This window comes from Antarctobacter aquimaris, from assembly GCF_900184945.1.
GTDB classification, from domain to species: domain Bacteria; phylum Pseudomonadota; class Alphaproteobacteria; order Rhodobacterales; family Rhodobacteraceae; genus Maliponia; species Maliponia aquimaris.
Map to the genome: position 1 here is coordinate 432,312 of NZ_FXYF01000004.1, position 17,076 is coordinate 449,387.

A 17,076-nucleotide genomic window follows, 5' to 3' on the forward strand; every position below is an offset into this window, starting at 1 on the left:
AACCCGTTCCACCGCGCCAGCGTGGCACGGTCCCGCCCTCTACACAATGCGGGGATGACGCGCTAAGGGAGGCCATGACCACGGTTTTCCACCTCTATGACACCCGAGTCGCCGAAGGCCGGCTCAAACCGGACGATGCCCAGCTGGCCGTCTTGCCCGAGTTCGAGCGCCTGCGCGCGGACCTGGCCCAGCCGGTCAAGCGCGGCTTTTTCCGCCGCACCGTCGAGGCGCCCAAGGGGCTGTACCTCTGGGGTGGCGTCGGGCGCGGCAAGTCCATGCTGATGGACCTGTTCGTCGAGACGCTGGAGGTGCCCGCCCGCCGCGTCCATTTCCATGCCTTCATGCAGGAGGTCCAGGCCGAGATCCACCGCCTGCGCAAGCAGGGGGTCGAGGACCCGATCAAGCCCGTCGCCAAGGGCGTCAGCGATGCGATCCGCGTGCTGGCCTTCGACGAGATGCAGATCACCGACATCGCCGACGCGATGATCGTCGGCCGCCTGTTCGAACAGCTGTTCGAGGCCGGGACCACCGTGGTCACCACCTCCAACCGTGTGCCCGACGACCTCTACAAAGACGGGCTCAACCGCCAGCTTTTCCTGCCCTTCATCGCCCTGCTCAAGGACCGCATGGTGGTGCGCGAACTGGCCTCGGAGCGCGACCACCGACAGGACCGTCTGGCCGGGGCGCAGGTCTATTTCACCCCCGCCGACGCCGCCGCACGCAAACAGATCGACGCGCTGTGGGAAGAGCTGACCCACGGGCTGGAAGAGCCGCTGACCCTGCACGTCCAGGGCCGGCAGGTGGACCTGCCGCGCTATCACAACGGGGTGGCGCGGGCGTCGTTCTTTGACCTCTGCGGGCGGATGCTGGGCCCGGCCGACTATCTCAAGCTGGCCGAAAGCGTGCGCGTGCTGATCATCGAGAACGTGCCGCGCCTGTCGCGCCACAACTTCAACGAGGCGAGGCGCTTCGTGACCCTGATCGACGCGCTCTACGAGGCACGGGTCAAGCTGATCACCTCTGCCGCCGCCCAGCCCGAGATGCTGTATGTCGAGGGCACCGGCAGTTTCGAGTTCGAACGCACCGCCTCGCGCCTGCGCGAGATGCAGGCCGCCGACTGGAGCGCCTGAGCCCCCAAAAAAGAACGGGGCCGGTTTGCCCGGCCCCAGTTTTGCTCGCTGCTTGCCTGTGGTCGTCTGGTTCAGAGGTGCGGGATCGTCAAAGTCACACCCGTGCGGATTTGGTCGGGGGCGTCGATCTTGTCCCGGTTGGCCTCGAAGATGTCCTTGTGGTGAATGGTCTCTCCGTAGAAACGGTAGGAGATCGCGGCGAGGCTGTCGCCCGGCTGGACCGTGTAGACCCGCCGTGACGGTGCCCCCGGGGCCGCCGCCTTCGGCGGCGGGGCCGGCGCAGCAGGTCCCACGGAACGCTGCACCAGCACCGCCAGAAGTGTCCCGGTATCCACCTTGCCGTCCGACGTGATCAACGCCGCGGGGACAACGATGCTGCCGGTCTGGCGCGCTTCGTTCAGCAAGGCGTCGACATAGGCGTCCGACTGGCCTTCGCGCAGCGCCTCGACCACCAGGGCCTGAAGGGTGGCCGCCCGGGGCGTGGAGGCGCCGAGGGTCGACAGGACAGTTTCGGTCATCGCCCACAACGGGTCATCCTGCGCCGCCCCAGGGGTCAACTCCGGGGTCACGCGCTGGGCGGCAGGGGGCTGGACCGGGCCGCCATCGCGCGCGACCTGTGCCGCCCGAACGGCGGCGGTCAGCGCCGGAAGAGGATCGCCAGCCATCGGCACCGTTCCATCTTGCGCTGCGGACAGCAAGTGCGCCGGAACTGCCGCGTCCCTCGGATCAGCCTCGGCGGCCGACTGCGGCGGCATGCCGTCCGGTCCGCCCGCAGCGCGGGTCACCGCCAGCGCATTGTCCGCATCCAGCCGGTTCCGTATCTGCTGCGCGCCCGGTTGATAGATGATCAGCACGGCGGTCATGCCGAGGAAGGCGATGCTCAGAAGGATCATGCGGATCATCGTCTGGTCCCTTCCTGCATCCGTCGTCAGGCGGTCGGCAGCTTGACGGTGAGGCCCAGTTGCAACCAGACCTGAATGCCACCGCGATAGTACAGGATCTTTTCCGGCGGGTAGCCCGCGTCCAGCAGGCTGCGGACCGCGCGCGGGCTCTGATCGCTCCAGGGTCCATTGCAGAACATCAGCAGCTCCAGCGCGTTGCTGAAATCCCAGCGGCTGCCGACCTGGCGTGCGCCCAGCGCCTGGAGGATCTGGTCACGATAGGGGTTGTCGGCGTCCAGCGTCGCAAAGGGCACGTTGACCGCGCCGGGGATGGTGCCCTTGACGAACCATTCGGGCAGACGACTGTCGACCAACAGGCCGGCCCCCCTGGCCGCCTTGGCCTCGAGAAATGCCATCACCTCAAGCTCGCCCACGGTGGCGACGCCCGCACCGGCGGACATCGGCAGGATGCAGAACGGCGGGCAGGGGCGCGAGGTCTTGGTGAATTCGCTGTCGAGACGGTGCGACGTGTCCTGGTTGCGCTCGATCACGATGTTCTCGCCGTTGATCCAGAACGACCGAAAGGCTGCGTCAGGTGTGATCTGGACCTCCTGGGAGACGGAAGGACCGGCAATCAGACAGAGGCCAAGCGCAAATGCGCGACGCATTTGGTACATCATCACTTATTGCCCCCAAGATACGGCAGAACGCTCCTCCCATGAGTGTTCCAGCGCAGCAATTGGCCAACATATAGAAGAACGCCTGCGAATCAGTCAACAAAAACCGATTCGCTTCAAACGCTCTGCGCAGTAAATCAAGCCGATTCGGCTGATTCTCAATTCACGGGATCGAAAGCAGCACCGCTCAGGACGACCCTTCGCGCAGGACATTCCCGGCCAGGTAGAGAGAGCCGCAGATCAGTACGCGCGCATCCGGGGTGTGTGCCGCGATGGCCCGCAGCGCCTCGCCCAGGTTTTCGGCCACGCCGACGCGATGTCCCACCTCGGCCGCCAGCCGCGCGGTTTCCTCCGCCGGCAGGGTGTTGCCCTCGCCGGGGATCGAGACCGCCGTCAGGCTTTGCGCGTGGGGGGCCAGCGGGCGCAGGAAGCCGCGCGCGTCCTTGGTGTTCAGCATGCCGCAGATCAGGTGCGTTTCGCGCCCGGACTGCCGCGCCAGGTGCTCGGCCAGCACCTCGCCCGCGCCGGGATTGTGGCCGCCGTCCAGCCACAGTTCCACCCCCGGCGCCGCGTCGACCAGCGGGCCGCGCCGCAGCCGTTGCAGCCGGGCGGGCCATTCCGCGCGGGTCAGCGCACCGTCAAAGGCCGCCTCGCCCTGTTCCAGCAGTCGCAGCGTGGCCAGCGCCGCGCCCGCGTTCTGGATCTGGTGCGCCCCCGGCAGCACCGGCAAGGGCAGGTCCAGCAGGCCGCTTTCGTCCTGGAACACCAGCCGCCCGCGCTCCTCCCAGGCGTGCCAGTGCTGACCATGCGCGATCAGCGGCGCACCCAGCGCCTGCGTACGGGCCTCGATGACCTCCAGCGCTTCGTCGCGTTGCGGGCCGACGATGCAGGGCACGCCGCGTTTGATTATGCCTGCCTTTTCGCCGGCGATCTTGGCCAGCGTGTCGCCCAGGTATTGTTCATGATCCATGGAGATGGGCGTGATCACCGTCGCCGCTGGCCTGGCTATCACGTTGGTCGCGTCCAGCCGCCCGCCCAGCCCGGTCTCCAACAGCACGAAATCCGCCGGATCGCGCGCCATGGCCAGCAGGGCGGCGCAGGTCGTGATCTCGAAATAGGTGATCGTCTCCGTCCCGTTGGCGGCAGCGCATTCGTCCAGAACGGCCGTCAGCGCCTGTTCCGAAATCAACTCGCCGCCCAGCCGGATGCGTTCATGAAACCGCGCCAGGTGCGGCGAGGTATAGGCGTGCACCCGGTGCCCGGCCGCCTCCAGCCCGGCGCGGATCATCGCCAGGGTGGATCCCTTTCCGTTGGTCCCGGCCAGGTGCACCACCGGCGGCAGCGCCTCGTGCGGGTTGCCCAGCGCCTCGAGCAGGCGCCAGACCCGGTCCAGCGTCAGGTCGATGATCTTGGGGTGCAGCGTCATCATGCGCTGCAACAGCAGGTCAGAGCCGGGGACGGATTCGCTCATCTGAAGCATCTTTCAGCAGAAACGGGCCTCAGCCCTTCGTGGCTTCGTCCAGCGCCTTGTTCGGCTCTTTCGCCGGGGCCGCGTCCTCGGGTCCCGGCGCGGGAAGCTCGCCCCAGACCGGCGGCGGCAGCTTCATCAGCATCCGGCAGATCACGATCAGTTCCTCGCGCATCTGCCGCCGGTCGGTGACACGGTCCAGCATGCCGTGTTCCAGCAGGTACTCGGCGCGCTGGAACCCTTCGGGCAGCTTTTCGCGGATGGTCTGTTCGATCACGCGCGGCCCGGCAAAGCAGATCAGCGCGTTGGGCTCGGCGATCTGCACGTCGCCCAGCATGGCATAGGAGGCGGTCACGCCCCCGGTCGTCGGATGGGTCAGCACCACGATGTAGGGCAGCCCCGCCTCGCGCAGCATCTGCACCGCCACGGTCGTGCGCGGCATCTGCATCAGCGACAGGATGCCCTCCTGCATCCGTGCGCCCCCGGCGGCCGAGAACAGGACCAGCGGGCGGCGCAGCTTGACCGCCTCCTTGGCCGCGGCGATGATCGCGTTGCCGACGTACATGCCCATGGACCCGCCCATGAAGCTGAAGTCCTGCGCCGCGGCCACGATGGGCGTGTGGCCGATTTCTCCGGCGGCGACCAGCATGGCCTCTTTTTCATGCGTGGATTTCTGCGCCGCCTTCATCCGTTCCGGATAGCGCTTCTGGTCGCGGAAATGCAGCGGGTCGGGCAGCGGGTCGGGCACCGCCACCTCGGCAAAGACGCCGCCGTCAAACAGCGCGGTAAAGCGGTCGCGCGGCGTGATGTGCATGTGATGCCCGCAGCTGGTGCAGACGTTCAGGTTGTCGCTGATCTCGCGGTGGAACAGCATCGTGCCGCAGCCGTCACACTTGGACCACAGGTTATCCGGCACCTCGCGGCGCGAAAAGATCGAGTTGATCCGGGGACGGACGTAGTTGGTGATCCAGTTCATGTACGGCTCGCGGTCATTCGGGCTGGGCGAGAAATAGGCACAAGGCCGGTGAATTGCAATCAGCCAGCGGCGGGCTGCCCTTCCGGCCCGTCCTGCAACAGGGTCGCCACCATGGCGCTGTCAGGATCGGCCAGCGCGTCGATCACGTCGAAATGGTGTCTGCCCGGTTCCACCACCAGCCCGCAGCGCCAGACCTCGGCCAGCTTGCGCGACTGCGCGACCAGCGCGGGCCGTTCGTCCGCGCCGACCCAGACGGTGACCGGCGCCGCGGGCGGCGGGCAGAAGATCGGGCTTTCGGCGCGGGCCTCGGCCTCGTCCAGCCGCAGGTCGGCATTCATCGACGTGTTCAACAGCGGCCGCAGGTCCGCCAGCGGCGAGATCGGCAGCACCTGCGCCAGCCTGTCGCGCAGCGGATCGGGCAGCACGCCGCGCGTGCCCAGCCGCGCCACCAGGTGCCCGCCCGCCGAATGCCCGGTGAGGCGGATCTCGCCCGGCACCTCAGAGCCGGCCACCGTGACCGCCTGCGCCACCTGCCGCGTGATGTCCGAGATGCGCACCCTCGGGCACAGGTCATAGGACGGCATCGCCACCGCCCAGCCGCGCGCCCGCGCACCTTCGGCCAGCCAGGACCAGCTGGAGCGGTCAAAGGCCTTCCAGTAGCCGCCATGCACAAAGACCACCAGGCCGCGCGCCGGTGTGTCGGGCAGGAACAGGTCCATCGCCTGGCGCGAACCGTGACCGTACATCACCCCCAACCGCGCCCGCCCGGCCACCGACAGCCGCTTGCGGTAGGCCTCGGAGGCTGCCGCCCAGCGCGGCGGGTAGCTGTCCCAGTCGGGGGTGTGGCTGGCTATGGCGTAGGCGTCGCTCAGGTCCATTTCGTTCTCCGGCGTTTTCCCCATACTTGGCGCGACCGCCGCGCCATGGCAAAGGGCAAAAGACCACCGGAGACCGCCATGCCCCAATCCGCCCCCCGATCCGCCCAGCCTTTGACCGGACACTCTCCGCGATGAGCGACCGCCTGACCGCCGTCGACCGGCTGGACGCCTGGCGCCGTGCCGCGCAGGGCGGCGACGGGTCGCCCTGGCTGCGCGCCGCCGAGGCCGAGGCGCTGGCCCGCTTTGCGCTGCGCTTTGGCGAGGGCGTGGCGCTGATGGAGGCCGTCGCCACCCGGTTTCGCGAACCGGTGCGTGACACCGGCTGGGAAATCCTGGGCGACGATCCGGAAGGCGAGAACTGGGAGGATCACCACGACCCGCAGCGCGCGCTGGATCTGCTGCGCCGCAAGCTGGCACGGGCCCGCCACGACGGGGCCGTGCTGGAATACAAGCTGTGGCTGCGGGCCAGCCATGGCTGAGCCGATGGTCGCGCACCTCTACCTCTACCCGGACCTCCGGCAGCGGGTGGCCAGCGGGCGGCACGGGCTCCTGACCACCCTCTGCACGCTCCTGCGCGATCAAGGCTGGCAGGTCGCGCTGTGCGACGACACCCCCGAGGCGCTGGCAGCCGCCATCACCGCCCCCGGTCATTCCCTCGTCCGGATGATCACACCGCCGAACGCGCACGGGCTGACCTTCCGCCGCACCTACTACGCGCCGTTCTGGCGGATCGAGCGCAGCGCGGAACGCTGGGCCTGGCCGGTGGCGCGCGCCACCTTCGATCCCGCCGGCATCGACCCGGCCAAGGCCGCGCGTTTCCTCGGCAACATGCGAGAGCGCCATTTCGCCCGCATGGCCGCGCCCACGCGGGAGGGGCTGGTGCTGATCCCCTTGCAGGGCCGCCTGTCCGAGCAGCGCAGCTTTCAGGCTTGCACCCCCTTGCAGATGATCGACCACCTGCTGGCGCATGACCCAAGGCGCCGCCTGCACGCCACGCTGCACCCGCGCGAGGTTTACGGCCCGCAGGACATCGCCGCGCTGGACTCCTTCGCGCGCCGTTTTCCCCGCTTCAGCTACACCAGAGGCGGGACAGAGACCTATCTGCCCGCCTGCGATTACGTGGCGACGATGAATTCCTCCGTCGCGCTGGCCGGCTATTTCCTGCAAAAACCCGCTGTCCTGTTCGGGCAGGTCGACTTTCACCACATCGCCGCCAGGGTGCATGATCAGGGCATCGCCGAGGCCGTGATCTGCGCCCCGGAGATGACACCCGATTTTGCCGCCTACCTGTGGGGGTTCTTCCGCGACATGGCCATCGACGACAGCCGCCCCGACGCCACCCACCGCATCGCCACGGCACTGGCGCGCGGCGGCTGGCCGGTCACGGCACCCTGAGCCGTCCCGCGGCGAAGACTACCCGGTCAGCACCGGGCGCAACTCTTCGATCTGCTTGCCGACGAAATCGAAGAAGGCGTCGACCCGGCGAAGCTTGCGCGCATCGGGATGGCAGAGCAGCCGCCAGGCCCGGTTCAGTTCGGGAACCGGCGGCAGGATCCGGACAAGTCCGGGCTCCGCGTCACCCAGGGCAATTGGCAGGGCAGAGATACCAAGGCCCGACTTGACGGCCGAGACGAGGCCGAGAACACTCCCGCACCGTGCCGTGACATGCGCGTCCGGCGCGATGTCGGTCAGCCACTGCGACAGGCGATGGCCGGACATGCCGGCATCGAATGCGACCACGGCATGTCCCGCAATCTCGGCAACCGTGGCCGGCGCCCCATGCCGTTCCAGGTAGGCGGCGCTGGCATAGATGGCCCAGACCGACTCTGCGACCTTGCGTCCGACCAGAATGCCATCCGTGTCGCCGGACCGGAACGCGACGTCAGCCTGCCCTTTTGCAAGGTCGACGTAGTGGTCCGCCAGCACGAATTCGACCCGCAGGTCGGGATGCCTGGCGTGGAACCGGTCGAGAAACCCGGATTGCGTCAGGCGTTCGGCGACCGGTTCGGGACAGGTCAGCCGCAGCACGTATTCATGCGCGGTCTCGGCACAGACGCTTTCGAACTCCCTGACGGCGGAAGCGACCCGCCTGGCCATTTCCAGGACCGATTGCCCGGCCGGTGTCAGCCGATGGCCGGTCGCGCACCGCTCCACCAAGCGTAGCCCGAGGCTAGCCTCGAGTTCGACGATCCGGCGCTGCACGGTAGACTGGTTCACGTTCAGCAGGCGCGCGGCCGCCAGCGTGCTTCCTTCGCTGGCCACCGCAAGAAAGACCTTCAGATCGTTCCAGTGAAACATGCTCGCGCGCCCATCGGGTTTCGCAAGGCCATGTTATGCGATTCTGCGGCCGGGTTATGCACATTTGTCGACTGCTCCGGCCGCGCCATCCGGGACAGAGTGGTCGGCAGGATCGCGCAGCCAGGCGACCAGACCGAAGCCCGCGCGCAGATCTCTGAAACATTTCACAAAATCCCCGCCCCGGCGAGCGGCTTTGTCCGCGTGCCCGGGCCTTATTGACAGGTGGAACATGTCCAAGAACCTCAATCCCATCGTGCGCAGCTGTGCCACGATCCTGACCGCCCTTGCCATTTCCTCGGGGGCTGTCGCCCAGGATGCGGCACTGACCGACCCCGACCTCTACAAGACCCTGTTCGAGAACGACGGTGTCCGGGTGCTGGAGTACCGCGACGAACCCGGCGCCAGGACAAGCATGCACGAACACCCCGCCTTCGTGGTCAACGCGCTCAGCGCCTTCGAGCGTCGCCTGACGCTTCCGGACGGCAAGGTGCTGAACCGCAGCTTTGTGCCCGGGCAGGTCCTGTTTTCCGAGGGCCGGACCCACATGGGTGAAAACACCGGCACCACGCCGACGCACATCATCATGGTCGAACTGAAGTAGGCTGCGGGCGCCAGCCTCTCTAGGCGGGGACGTAGGTCAGGCGGATCACCTCTCCGCCGATCCGTTCGCTGTCCACGAGGCGCAGCCGGGGCCGCGGCCCGGCAAAGAACGGCGCACCGGACCCCAGCACGACCGGATGCAGGTAGAGACGGTATTCGTCGATCAGGCCAGAGGCGGCGAGGCTCTGCGCCAGCACCGGGCCGGAGATTGAAACCTCGCCCTCCAGGGTGTCCTTCAACCGGCGCACCGCCCCCTCGGTCTCTTCGCTGACCAGCGTGGCGTTGGGGCCGACCGAGGCCAGCGACCGCGACACAACCCATTTCGGCAGCGCCCGCCAGGCCACGGCAAAGTCACGGAGCGCCGGCGTCCATGACGGATCGTCCGTGTCCCAGTAGCGCATGATCTCGTACATGCGGCGGCCATAGACGCTGGCCGTCAGGCCGCGCACATGGTCCGTCCAATGCGCGAACAGCGCCGCATCCGGCGCAAAGCGGTCATGATCGACATAGCCGTCGAGCGAGACGTTCATTCCAAAGATGATCTTGGCCATGCAGCGCTCCCCCGTTTGCCCAACCTACGACCGCGCCCGCGCCTTCAGCCGTTCCTTCATCCGCGCCTTGGCCTCCTCGGTTCCGTCATGGAAGGTGCCGAACAGACGGTCCCAGGGCACCTCCAGCGTGCCGTAGTTCACCTCGAAATAGCGGTGGTGCATCTGGTGGTGAAAGTTCCCCAGGTGCAGCCGCTTGCGCCCCGCCGCCCAGAGCCCTTCGAAGCCGGTGTGCGTGGTGATCGCGTAGAGCGCGTAGAACATCAGGTGACAGACCAGGTGCACCGGATGCGTCGGCACCACGAGGTGAATCGCCGCCGTGCCGAAATACAGCACATGCTCGAACGGGTGCATCGACAGCCCTGACCAGGGTCCGACATCGGTGTTGCGGTGGTGCAGGGCGTGAAAGCGGTAGAAGGGGCCGGCATGCAGCAGCCGGTGGATCCAGTAGAAATAGAAGCTTTCCCAGACCGGGATCAGGAAGAAGACGGCGACAAACCAGACCGCGCCGTCGTCCCAGGTCCAGACCGGGGCGACGGCGTTGGCCATGGCCCACCAGATCGCCGCCTCCCACAGCGTCCAGATCGGCACGCCCGACACCATCGTCCAGAACACGTTGTCGCGGTACTGGTCGCCAAAGCTGAACATCCGCCCCTGACGGGGAAAGGGACGCGGGTCGTACTTGTGCGCGGTGCCTTGCAGGGCGCGGCCGTGAAAGACCATGTGCAGCCCCTGCGCCAAGAGCCCCGCCAGCAGCGCGTTGCGCAGCAGGATCACCCCGATCCAGGGACCAGGCCGTACCGCCTGCTCCAGCGTCGGGCTGGCGACGGCAAGACAGGCAAAGGACAGCGCCACGATGCCCAGGCTGACCGAGACCGGAAACCAGCTGTCCCAGTACCAGCGCAGCACCGCGCCCGGACGCGGCGGCCAGGACCACAGCGGGTTGGTCGCCAAGGGCAGCGTCTCGGGGACGTGGTTCCATTCCGTGCGCGCCATGCCTCGCCTCCTTCGCAGTCCCTGGTTGCATCATGCCTGACCCGTCCCGTCCAATACAGCCCCGCCGCGACAGGTTTCGCGTCGGTTTGCGGACAGGACCGGAGCAGTCCCCGGCTCTCAAACCCCCAGGTTTCTTCTGGCCAGGAATATCCCGGGGATCGCGAGGGGTGAGGGGGCTGGCCCCGAAGGTGCGCAGCACCCCCCTCGCTCCCGAAACCGACACGGACCCGACGCTTTCAGGCTTGCACGACCCGCCGCGCCGCAGCATCCTGCGCGCGGGCAGGCGATGGCGTCGCCGCAGCAAAACCCCTTATCCGTCCTGTACGCCGGGACCTTGCTTTGCCAGCGCGGTAGAGGAAGGCCTCGCCGCGCGTCTGGAGGGTCTGAATGGAACGTCCGCAGCACTACCGTTTTCACCAGGGAGACCGCGTGCTCCCCTTCGCGCCCGCCGAGTATGACGCGCGCCTCAATGGCTTGCGCGCCACCATGGCGCAATCCGGCCTCGATGCCGTCATCCTGACCTCGATGCACAACATCGCCTACTATTCGGGCTTTCTCTACTGCTCGTTCGGGCGGCCCTACGGCCTGGTCGTGACAGCCACCGACAGCGTCACCATCTCCGCCGGCATCGACGCGGCACAGCCCTGGCGGCGCTGCCACGGCGACAACATCACCTACACCGACTGGGAGCGGAACAACTACTGGCGCGCCATTGCCACCGTTACCGGCCATGGCAAGAACCTCGGCTACGAGGCCGACCACATGACCCTGGCGCAAAAGGCGCTGATGGACGATTTCCTGCGCCCCGAGCGCGCCATCGACGTCGCCCCCGCCACCATGCGTCAGCGGATGCACAAGTCCCCGGCCGAGCTTGACCTGATCCGCGCCGGGGCCGCCGTCGCCGATGTCGGCGGCTACGCCATCAAGGAGGCGATCAAGGTCGGCACGCGCGAGATCGACGTTGCCATGGCCGGCCGCGACGCGATGGAACTGGAAATCGCCAAGCGCTATCCCGACGCCGAGTATCGCGACACCTGGGTCTGGTTCCAGTCCGGCATCAACACCGACGGCGCGCACAACCCGGTCACGGCGCGAAAGCTGCAGCGCGGCGACATCCTGTCGCTGAACTGCTTCCCGATGATCTCGGGCTATTACACCGCGCTGGAACGCACCATGTTCGTGGGCGAGGTCGACGACGCCAGCCTGAAGATCTGGGAGGCCAACGTCGCCGCCCATGAATACGGCATGACCCTGCTGAAACCCGGCGCCTCCTGTTCCGAGATCACGCACAAGATCAACGCCTTCTTCGCCGAGCGCGACCTGCTGCAATACCGCACCTTCGGCTACGGCCACTCGTTCGGCGTGCTGTCGCACTACTACGGCCGCGAGGCCGGGCTGGAACTGCGCGAGGACATCGACACCGTTCTGGAACCGGGCATGGTGATCTCGATGGAGCCGATGCTGACGATTGCCGAGGGCAAGCCCGGCGCCGGTGGCTACCGCGAGCATGACATTCTCTTCATCACCGAGGACGGCAACGAGGACATCACCGGCTATCCCTACGGCCCCGGCTTCAACGTGGTCGGCTGACCCCTGGCGCAACGCGTTCCGGGCTTGACCCGGGACCTCGCGCCAATCGCAAGACGGACAGAAGGGCGGGTCAGACCCCGCCCTTTTTTCATGTCGCCAGGCAGATCCTGGATGTCGCTTCTACCGTCTTGCCAGCATGGGCAGGATCAGGCCCCACCTGGTCTCCTGCGGTGGTCCGGCGGATGCAAACCCCAGCTTCCTGTAGACGGCAATCGCCCGTGCGTTGTCCGGATGCGGATCGGTCGCGATCACGGGGGCACCCTGATCAAAGAGAACCTGCATTCTCGCCCCGATGAACGCCGATCCATGCCCCAGCCCCAACAGCTCGGGCTCTCCGATATACTGGTCGATCCCCCGCGCGCCTTTCGGCAGATCGACAAAGTGGTGATCGGTCCAGCCGTGCACCGTGTAGTCCTGCATGAACGCAAAGGGCCGCCCATGGATCGAGACGATGCAGCGGGTGACCCGGGGATCCGCCAGGTCCGCTGCGTCATACGGCTCGGCCGAGCCCCACCACTCACGGACATGCGGATGCGCCTGCCACGCCGCGAGCAAGGCGAGATCGTCCGGGGTCGCCTTGCGAAAACTGTAAGGGTGGGTCGCGCTCATGCGATCATGGTAGCACGGCGCCACGGGTCCGGGTGCCTCGCAGTCACTGTCAGCCGGCCACTGGCGATCCGCCAAAGGCACCACGGACGGCACAGGGCGGGAACACACCCCGCCCTGCGCCAATCCCGTTTAGCCGCACCCCTTACAGCCCAAAGCTCGACATGCCCTCAAGGTCCATCAGTTCCAGCAGCGGCCGCGCCTTTTCCGGATCGCCATCGGCCTGCACCAGGATTCGGTTGGCGATCAGCGCCATCATCTGGTTGTCCTGCACGGCGAACTTCTGGCGCTGGATGCGCTCCGTCTTCATGCCCATCATCGCGGCGTTGGCGATCATCCCGGACATGCCCATCACCATCGGGTTGTCCGCCATCAGGGTGATCTTGACCGTCGCGCCGCCTGCGTCGACATAGGTCGCCTCGGCGCCGACACCGCCGCCCATCATGGCCAGACCTGCGTTCATGTCGGTGTTGACCTCGCGCGTCCAGCCATCCGGCGCCTCCGGCAGAAAGGCCCCGAGGCTGGCGGTCTTCATCGCCAGCAGCTTTTGCCGCGCCATCTCGAGCTCGTCCAGCGCGTACTGGATGTCGCCGTCGCTGTAGGCCTGGAGCGCCGAGTTCATCAGGTCCGTCACGTCGTCGGCCTGGGCCGGCAGCGCCAGTGTCGTGGACAGCAGAACGGCAAGGATTCGGGTCATCGAAGTCACCTCGTCAAGGATTGGAACACAAGGCGTCACCCTGTCAGAGGTCGCCGCGCCCTGGCAAGGTGGGGAAAACATGCCTGCCCTTGATCCCGCGCGCCGCCGCCCCCATCCTTGACCCATGGTCGTCGAAATCCTGCTCCAGATCCTCGCGCTGTGCGTCCTGACGGTGCTTGTCACCCGGGGCGTCGAGGCCTTGATGCCCGAAAGCGTGGTCGGCATCGCGCTGACCGGCGTCGTCTCGGCGCTGCTGGTCTGGCTGCTGGCCTCGGGTGGGTTCGCGCTGCTCTACGCAATTCAGGATGCACGTATACTCGGCCTGCTGGACCAGGGACCGGCGATCGGGCATTTCCTGCGGCTGGGCTTCAGCGCCGGGCTGATCTGGGCGCCGATCCTGCTGCTGGTCGTCACCACCGCCCCGCGCCGCTGGAAAACCGCCACCTGGTGACCCGGGCGCGACTTTCCCGGCCGCACGTTCCGCCCCCGTGCCTTTCCGAGTTGATTTTTCCGCTGCCCCGTATCACCTCATGAACAGGAGGACGGAAATGCTCGGACTTGCGCGGTTCCTGATCATGGCGGCGGTCGTGCTCACGGTGGTCTACGGATCGTTGTGGTTCTACCTGCGCGCCCGGCGGCGCGAGCTGCTGGAAATCGACTGGGCCGCCGACCCCGAGGAGCCGCGCAGCAAGGAAGACTACGTGCGGGACGGGCTGGCCGAGCACGACTCGAAACGCCATCGCACGCTGGTCGCCCTGGTCTATGTCCTGCCCCTGTCCATCGTCACGCTGATCGTGTATCTGACGAACTTCCACTGAACCGCTGAAAGGCGCCAAGGCATGAAATACGTGAAATGGACCCTCATTGCCTCCTTCTGGATCGTCGTGGCGGCCTTTCTGCACTACACGCTGCCGCAGACCGACATCGCGCGGATCACCGACACCTACGAAAAGCGCGTGAACCCCGGTGAGAACCGCTGGTTCTGGGCGCAGCAGGACGTGGGCAGCAACCCGGCCGCCGCCGACAGCCGCGACGTGTTCTTCATCCAGACCCGCCGTGCCGACGACAGCATCATGGTCTACCGCAACGAAGACACCGGCTGGGGCTGGCCGCCGTATTTCAAGTTCGACACCTCCAACCTCCAGGCCGAGGCGGCGGACATTCGGTCGACCGCCGACAACCCGCAGTGGGTGGCGATCAAGCACTACGGTTGGCGCGTCGAATTCATCTCGATCTTTCCCAACGCGATCTCGGTCCGCCCGGTCGCGGGGCCTGACGTCACGATCATTCCCTGGCTCAACATCATCATCCTGCTGGCGCTGGCCGCGGGCTTCTGGGCGCTGCGCGTGCGCTGGCTGCGGTTCTGGGAACGCCGGGTGGATCCGGTGCTGGAGGCCGCGGGCGACAAGCTGGACGCCGGCGGCGACCGGGTGCGGGGGCTGTTCGGCCGCTCCAAGTAGCGCCTGGACCTAGCCGCCTGAACACACACAAGATTTCTGTATTCTGAATCGCGACCAGGGCGTATTCTCGCATGTCAGCGTGGCCGAATGACGGCCCGCTTTCATGGAGGACGCCATGGCGTTCGAAGTCATTACCACCAACCAGACCGTCACCTACAACATCGACAACGACGACACGGTCTTCCTGGCCGAAGGAGTCCGGATTGCCGCTGTCGGAAACGGCTTCAATGCGCTGGGCATCGCAAATCGCACCTCGAACATCTCGCTTTTCGTTCTGGGCACAGTCTACACCGAATACGACGGCATCAATTTCTACCAAAACATCATCACCCCGGACGGGCTGACGAACAGCCGGATCACCGTCGGCGACACGGGCAGCATCTACGCCCGTCGCAACGGTGCCATACTGGCGGGCGGCACGAACAACGCCTTCGCGAACCATGGCACCATCGCCGCCGATTTCACTGGGTTGACGATCTTGGGGGCCGGCTTCAGTGTGCTGAACACCGGCAGCATCACCGCCCGGTTCGAAGCGATCATCATCGCGCAGGACTACACGTATGCCTCCCTGCGCATCGTCAACAGCGGGCAGATTGCCACGTTGGAACCCACTGGATCCGCGATCTATTTCTCTTTCGACAGCTACACACGCGCCGACATCGTCAACTCCGGCCAGATCCTTGGCCGGGTGTCGCTGACCAATCAGGCCGATCGCTACGAGAACATCGGCACCGGCGTCGCGTCAGGCCAGGTCCAGGGTTATGCCGGAAACGACACGCTGGTCGGCGGCGATCTTGCCGACCTGATCGACGGCGGCGCGGACCATGACCTGCTGATCGGGCGCGCAGGCAACGACACGCTGACCGGCGACACCGGCAACGACACCATCATCGGCGGCGCCGGCGACGACAGGATCGACAGCGGCAGCAACGACGACATGCTGAACGGCAACGCCGGCAGCGACACGATCTTCGCCGGCGACGGCAATGACATCGTGGTGGGCCAGGACGGCAACGATTATCTCGACGGCGGCGCCGACAACGACACGATGGACGGCGGCGCCGATGACGACACGCTGGAAGGCGGGGCGGGCAACGACATCCTGCGCGGTCGCGGCGGCGAGGACGATCTTGCCGGTGGGCTGGGAATGGACCTGCTGACCGGCGGACCGGGGGCCGACAACTTTGTCTTTCGCGCGCTGGCCGAGAGCGTGGTCGGTGCCAACCGCGACCAGGTGCTCGACTTTGAGCAGGGCGCGGACCTGATCGTGGTGGCGGGCCTGTCGCCGGGAGTCTTCGAGTTCCGCGGCACCCTGCCCTTTGCCCCCTCGGGAAACCCCGAGCTGCGCCTGTTCGAAACGGCCACCGGCTCGACCATCGTGCAAGTCGACGCGGACGGAAACGGCAGCGTCGATGCCGAGATCCGGGTGGCCGATGTCACCGGGCTGACGGCGGTGGATTTCGTGCTGTAGACACCTTCGACACGAAATGGCGGGCCGAGCTGCGGCCAACCGCCTGTCCAAGCCACAAAACCCGCTGGGTGCCTGCCCCGGAACCCTGTATGCTGGACCCGTTTGTCGGTCCCTGAGCCGATGGTGGCCGGGCCGGACATGCGTCCATTGAGGTGCCAATCATGGCCAGTTTCAATATCATCGGATTTTCGACCACCACGCAGGTGCTGAATGTCGGCGAACTGGGCGTCATAACACCCGGATCCACGCTTGTGGTGTACGGCAACTATGCGGTCGGCATCAACGATTTCGGCGACCTGGTGAATCTCGGCGCCATCGTCACGACGCCGATATCGGTATTTGTCTCGCGGAACGGAACCGTGACCGTCGGAGCGCAAGGCTCGATCACCTCCACGACCTTTAACGCGGTCGGTCTCGGCGGATACGGTGGTCTGAGACAGATCGTCAACAATGGCGCGATCACCGGGTATTTCTCAGGGATAGAATGGGGGGCGATCGTCCATGGAACCGATATCTACCAGGTCAGGCTGGTCAACACCGGCACCATCATCGGTCAGACCGGCCAAGGCGCCCAGATCGCGGTCGAGGGCGGCGCCACGCCAGGCCTCTCCGTGATCGACAACAGCGGCACCATCTCGGGGCTGACGTCGGGACTGAAGCTGGATGGCGTGACCGGCGCGGGCGGCGCCTTCAGGATCGTGAACAGCGGCCTCATCGAGGGCCGCAGCGGCGCCGCCATCACGCAGGGTTTCGGCCCAAGTTTGACCATCGACATCGTGAACAGCGGCCGGATCCTGTCC

Annotated in this window: 20 protein-coding genes; 10 read left to right on the top strand and 10 right to left on the bottom strand. The window is 66.6% G+C overall.

Translation table 11 applies throughout. From position 1 onward, the window contains the following. Positions 1-74 precede the first annotated feature (74 nt). The gene (zapE, locus tag MAA8898_RS09990; protein WP_094020844.1) at positions 75-1,130 is read left to right on the top strand and encodes a cell division protein ZapE; all 1,056 of its coding nucleotides are present in this window, start codon (positions 75-77) and stop codon (positions 1,128-1,130) included. A gap of 71 nt (positions 1,131-1,201) precedes the next feature. Here the strand turns inward: zapE and MAA8898_RS09995 are convergent, their stop codons facing one another. From MAA8898_RS09995 to MAA8898_RS10015, 5 genes are all read right to left on the bottom strand, one after another. Then, on the bottom strand, positions 1,202-2,032 hold the full coding sequence (locus tag MAA8898_RS09995) for a LysM peptidoglycan-binding domain-containing protein (protein ID WP_094020845.1): 831 nt from the start codon (positions 2,030-2,032) through the stop codon (positions 1,202-1,204). Between the two features lie 26 nt (positions 2,033-2,058). Beyond that, the gene (locus tag MAA8898_RS10000) at positions 2,059-2,679 is read right to left on the bottom strand and encodes a rhodanese-like domain-containing protein (RefSeq protein WP_245853327.1); all 621 of its coding nucleotides are present in this window, start codon (positions 2,677-2,679) and stop codon (positions 2,059-2,061) included. Between the two features lie 196 nt (positions 2,680-2,875). Beyond that, positions 2,876-4,159: a bifunctional folylpolyglutamate synthase/dihydrofolate synthase gene (locus MAA8898_RS10005; RefSeq protein WP_245853328.1), complete on the bottom strand. Its 1,284-nt coding sequence runs from the start codon at positions 4,157-4,159 to the stop codon at positions 2,876-2,878. Positions 4,160-4,187: 28 nt separating this feature from the next. Beyond that, positions 4,188-5,132, bottom strand: coding sequence for an acetyl-CoA carboxylase, carboxyltransferase subunit beta (gene accD, locus MAA8898_RS10010; protein ID WP_094020846.1), 945 nt, complete (start codon positions 5,130-5,132; stop codon positions 4,188-4,190). 59 nt (positions 5,133-5,191) lie between these two features. Further along, complete coding sequence (locus MAA8898_RS10015) at positions 5,192-6,010, bottom strand: hormone-sensitive lipase (protein WP_094020847.1); 819 nt, start codon at positions 6,008-6,010, stop codon at positions 5,192-5,194. Between the two features lie 131 nt (positions 6,011-6,141). Between MAA8898_RS10015 and MAA8898_RS10020 the strand changes: the two genes are divergently transcribed. Continuing rightward, the gene (locus MAA8898_RS10020) at positions 6,142-6,489 is read left to right on the top strand and encodes a hypothetical protein (RefSeq protein ID WP_094020848.1); all 348 of its coding nucleotides are present in this window, start codon (positions 6,142-6,144) and stop codon (positions 6,487-6,489) included. Then, positions 6,482-7,405: a hypothetical protein gene (locus tag MAA8898_RS10025; RefSeq protein WP_141194822.1), complete on the top strand. Its 924-nt coding sequence runs from the start codon at positions 6,482-6,484 to the stop codon at positions 7,403-7,405. The genes MAA8898_RS10020 and MAA8898_RS10025 overlap by 8 nt, the downstream gene beginning before the upstream one ends. A gap of 18 nt (positions 7,406-7,423) precedes the next feature. Here MAA8898_RS10025 and MAA8898_RS10030 read toward each other — a convergent pair whose 3' ends face one another. Beyond that, positions 7,424-8,308: a LysR family transcriptional regulator gene (locus tag MAA8898_RS10030; RefSeq protein WP_094020850.1), complete on the bottom strand. Its 885-nt coding sequence runs from the start codon at positions 8,306-8,308 to the stop codon at positions 7,424-7,426. Positions 8,309-8,537: 229 nt separating this feature from the next. On the opposite strand from MAA8898_RS10030, the gene MAA8898_RS10035 reads away from it, so the two are divergent. Further along, positions 8,538-8,909: a cupin domain-containing protein gene (locus MAA8898_RS10035; protein WP_217900495.1), complete on the top strand. Its 372-nt coding sequence runs from the start codon at positions 8,538-8,540 to the stop codon at positions 8,907-8,909. Positions 8,910-8,928: 19 nt separating this feature from the next. Here MAA8898_RS10035 and MAA8898_RS10040 read toward each other — a convergent pair whose 3' ends face one another. Together MAA8898_RS10040 and MAA8898_RS10045 are read right to left on the bottom strand one after the other, a co-directional pair. Beyond that, positions 8,929-9,459 carry a dihydrofolate reductase family protein gene (locus MAA8898_RS10040; protein ID WP_094020851.1) on the bottom strand — a complete coding sequence of 177 codons (531 nt, stop codon included), beginning with the start codon at positions 9,457-9,459 and terminating at the stop codon, positions 8,929-8,931. 24 nt (positions 9,460-9,483) lie between these two features. Further along, positions 9,484-10,452 carry a sterol desaturase family protein gene (locus tag MAA8898_RS10045; protein WP_094020852.1) on the bottom strand — a complete coding sequence of 323 codons (969 nt, stop codon included), beginning with the start codon at positions 10,450-10,452 and terminating at the stop codon, positions 9,484-9,486. 387 nt (positions 10,453-10,839) lie between these two features. Between MAA8898_RS10045 and MAA8898_RS10050 the strand changes: the two genes are divergently transcribed. After that, on the top strand, positions 10,840-12,042 hold the full coding sequence (locus tag MAA8898_RS10050; protein ID WP_094020853.1) for an aminopeptidase P family protein: 1,203 nt from the start codon (positions 10,840-10,842) through the stop codon (positions 12,040-12,042). A gap of 120 nt (positions 12,043-12,162) precedes the next feature. Here MAA8898_RS10050 and MAA8898_RS10055 read toward each other — a convergent pair whose 3' ends face one another. Together MAA8898_RS10055 and MAA8898_RS10060 are read right to left on the bottom strand one after the other, a co-directional pair. Further along, a complete protein-coding gene (locus MAA8898_RS10055) occupies positions 12,163-12,651 on the bottom strand; it encodes a GNAT family N-acetyltransferase (RefSeq protein ID WP_141194823.1) in 489 nt (162 codons plus the stop codon). Between the two features lie 142 nt (positions 12,652-12,793). Then, the gene (locus tag MAA8898_RS10060) at positions 12,794-13,345 is read right to left on the bottom strand and encodes a hypothetical protein (RefSeq protein WP_094020854.1); all 552 of its coding nucleotides are present in this window, start codon (positions 13,343-13,345) and stop codon (positions 12,794-12,796) included. Between the two features lie 124 nt (positions 13,346-13,469). Here MAA8898_RS10060 and MAA8898_RS10065 point away from each other — a divergent pair, with 124 nt between their 5' ends. The 5 genes from MAA8898_RS10065 to MAA8898_RS10085 all read left to right on the top strand — a co-directional run. Further along, complete coding sequence (locus MAA8898_RS10065; RefSeq protein ID WP_094020855.1) at positions 13,470-13,796, top strand: hypothetical protein; 327 nt, start codon at positions 13,470-13,472, stop codon at positions 13,794-13,796. A 97-nt stretch (positions 13,797-13,893) separates the two neighbouring features. Then, positions 13,894-14,163, top strand: coding sequence for a hypothetical protein (locus tag MAA8898_RS10070; protein WP_094020856.1), 270 nt, complete (start codon positions 13,894-13,896; stop codon positions 14,161-14,163). 21 nt (positions 14,164-14,184) lie between these two features. Further along, positions 14,185-14,805 (top strand): DUF1523 family protein, encoded by a 621-nt coding sequence (locus tag MAA8898_RS10075; RefSeq protein WP_094020857.1) that lies wholly within the window; start codon positions 14,185-14,187, stop codon positions 14,803-14,805. 115 nt (positions 14,806-14,920) lie between these two features. Beyond that, on the top strand, positions 14,921-16,276 hold the full coding sequence (locus MAA8898_RS10080; RefSeq protein WP_176445119.1) for a calcium-binding protein: 1,356 nt from the start codon (positions 14,921-14,923) through the stop codon (positions 16,274-16,276). A 161-nt stretch (positions 16,277-16,437) separates the two neighbouring features. After that, on the top strand, positions 16,438-17,076 hold a 639-nt coding region (locus MAA8898_RS10085; RefSeq protein ID WP_217900496.1), incomplete at its 3' end, for a hypothetical protein.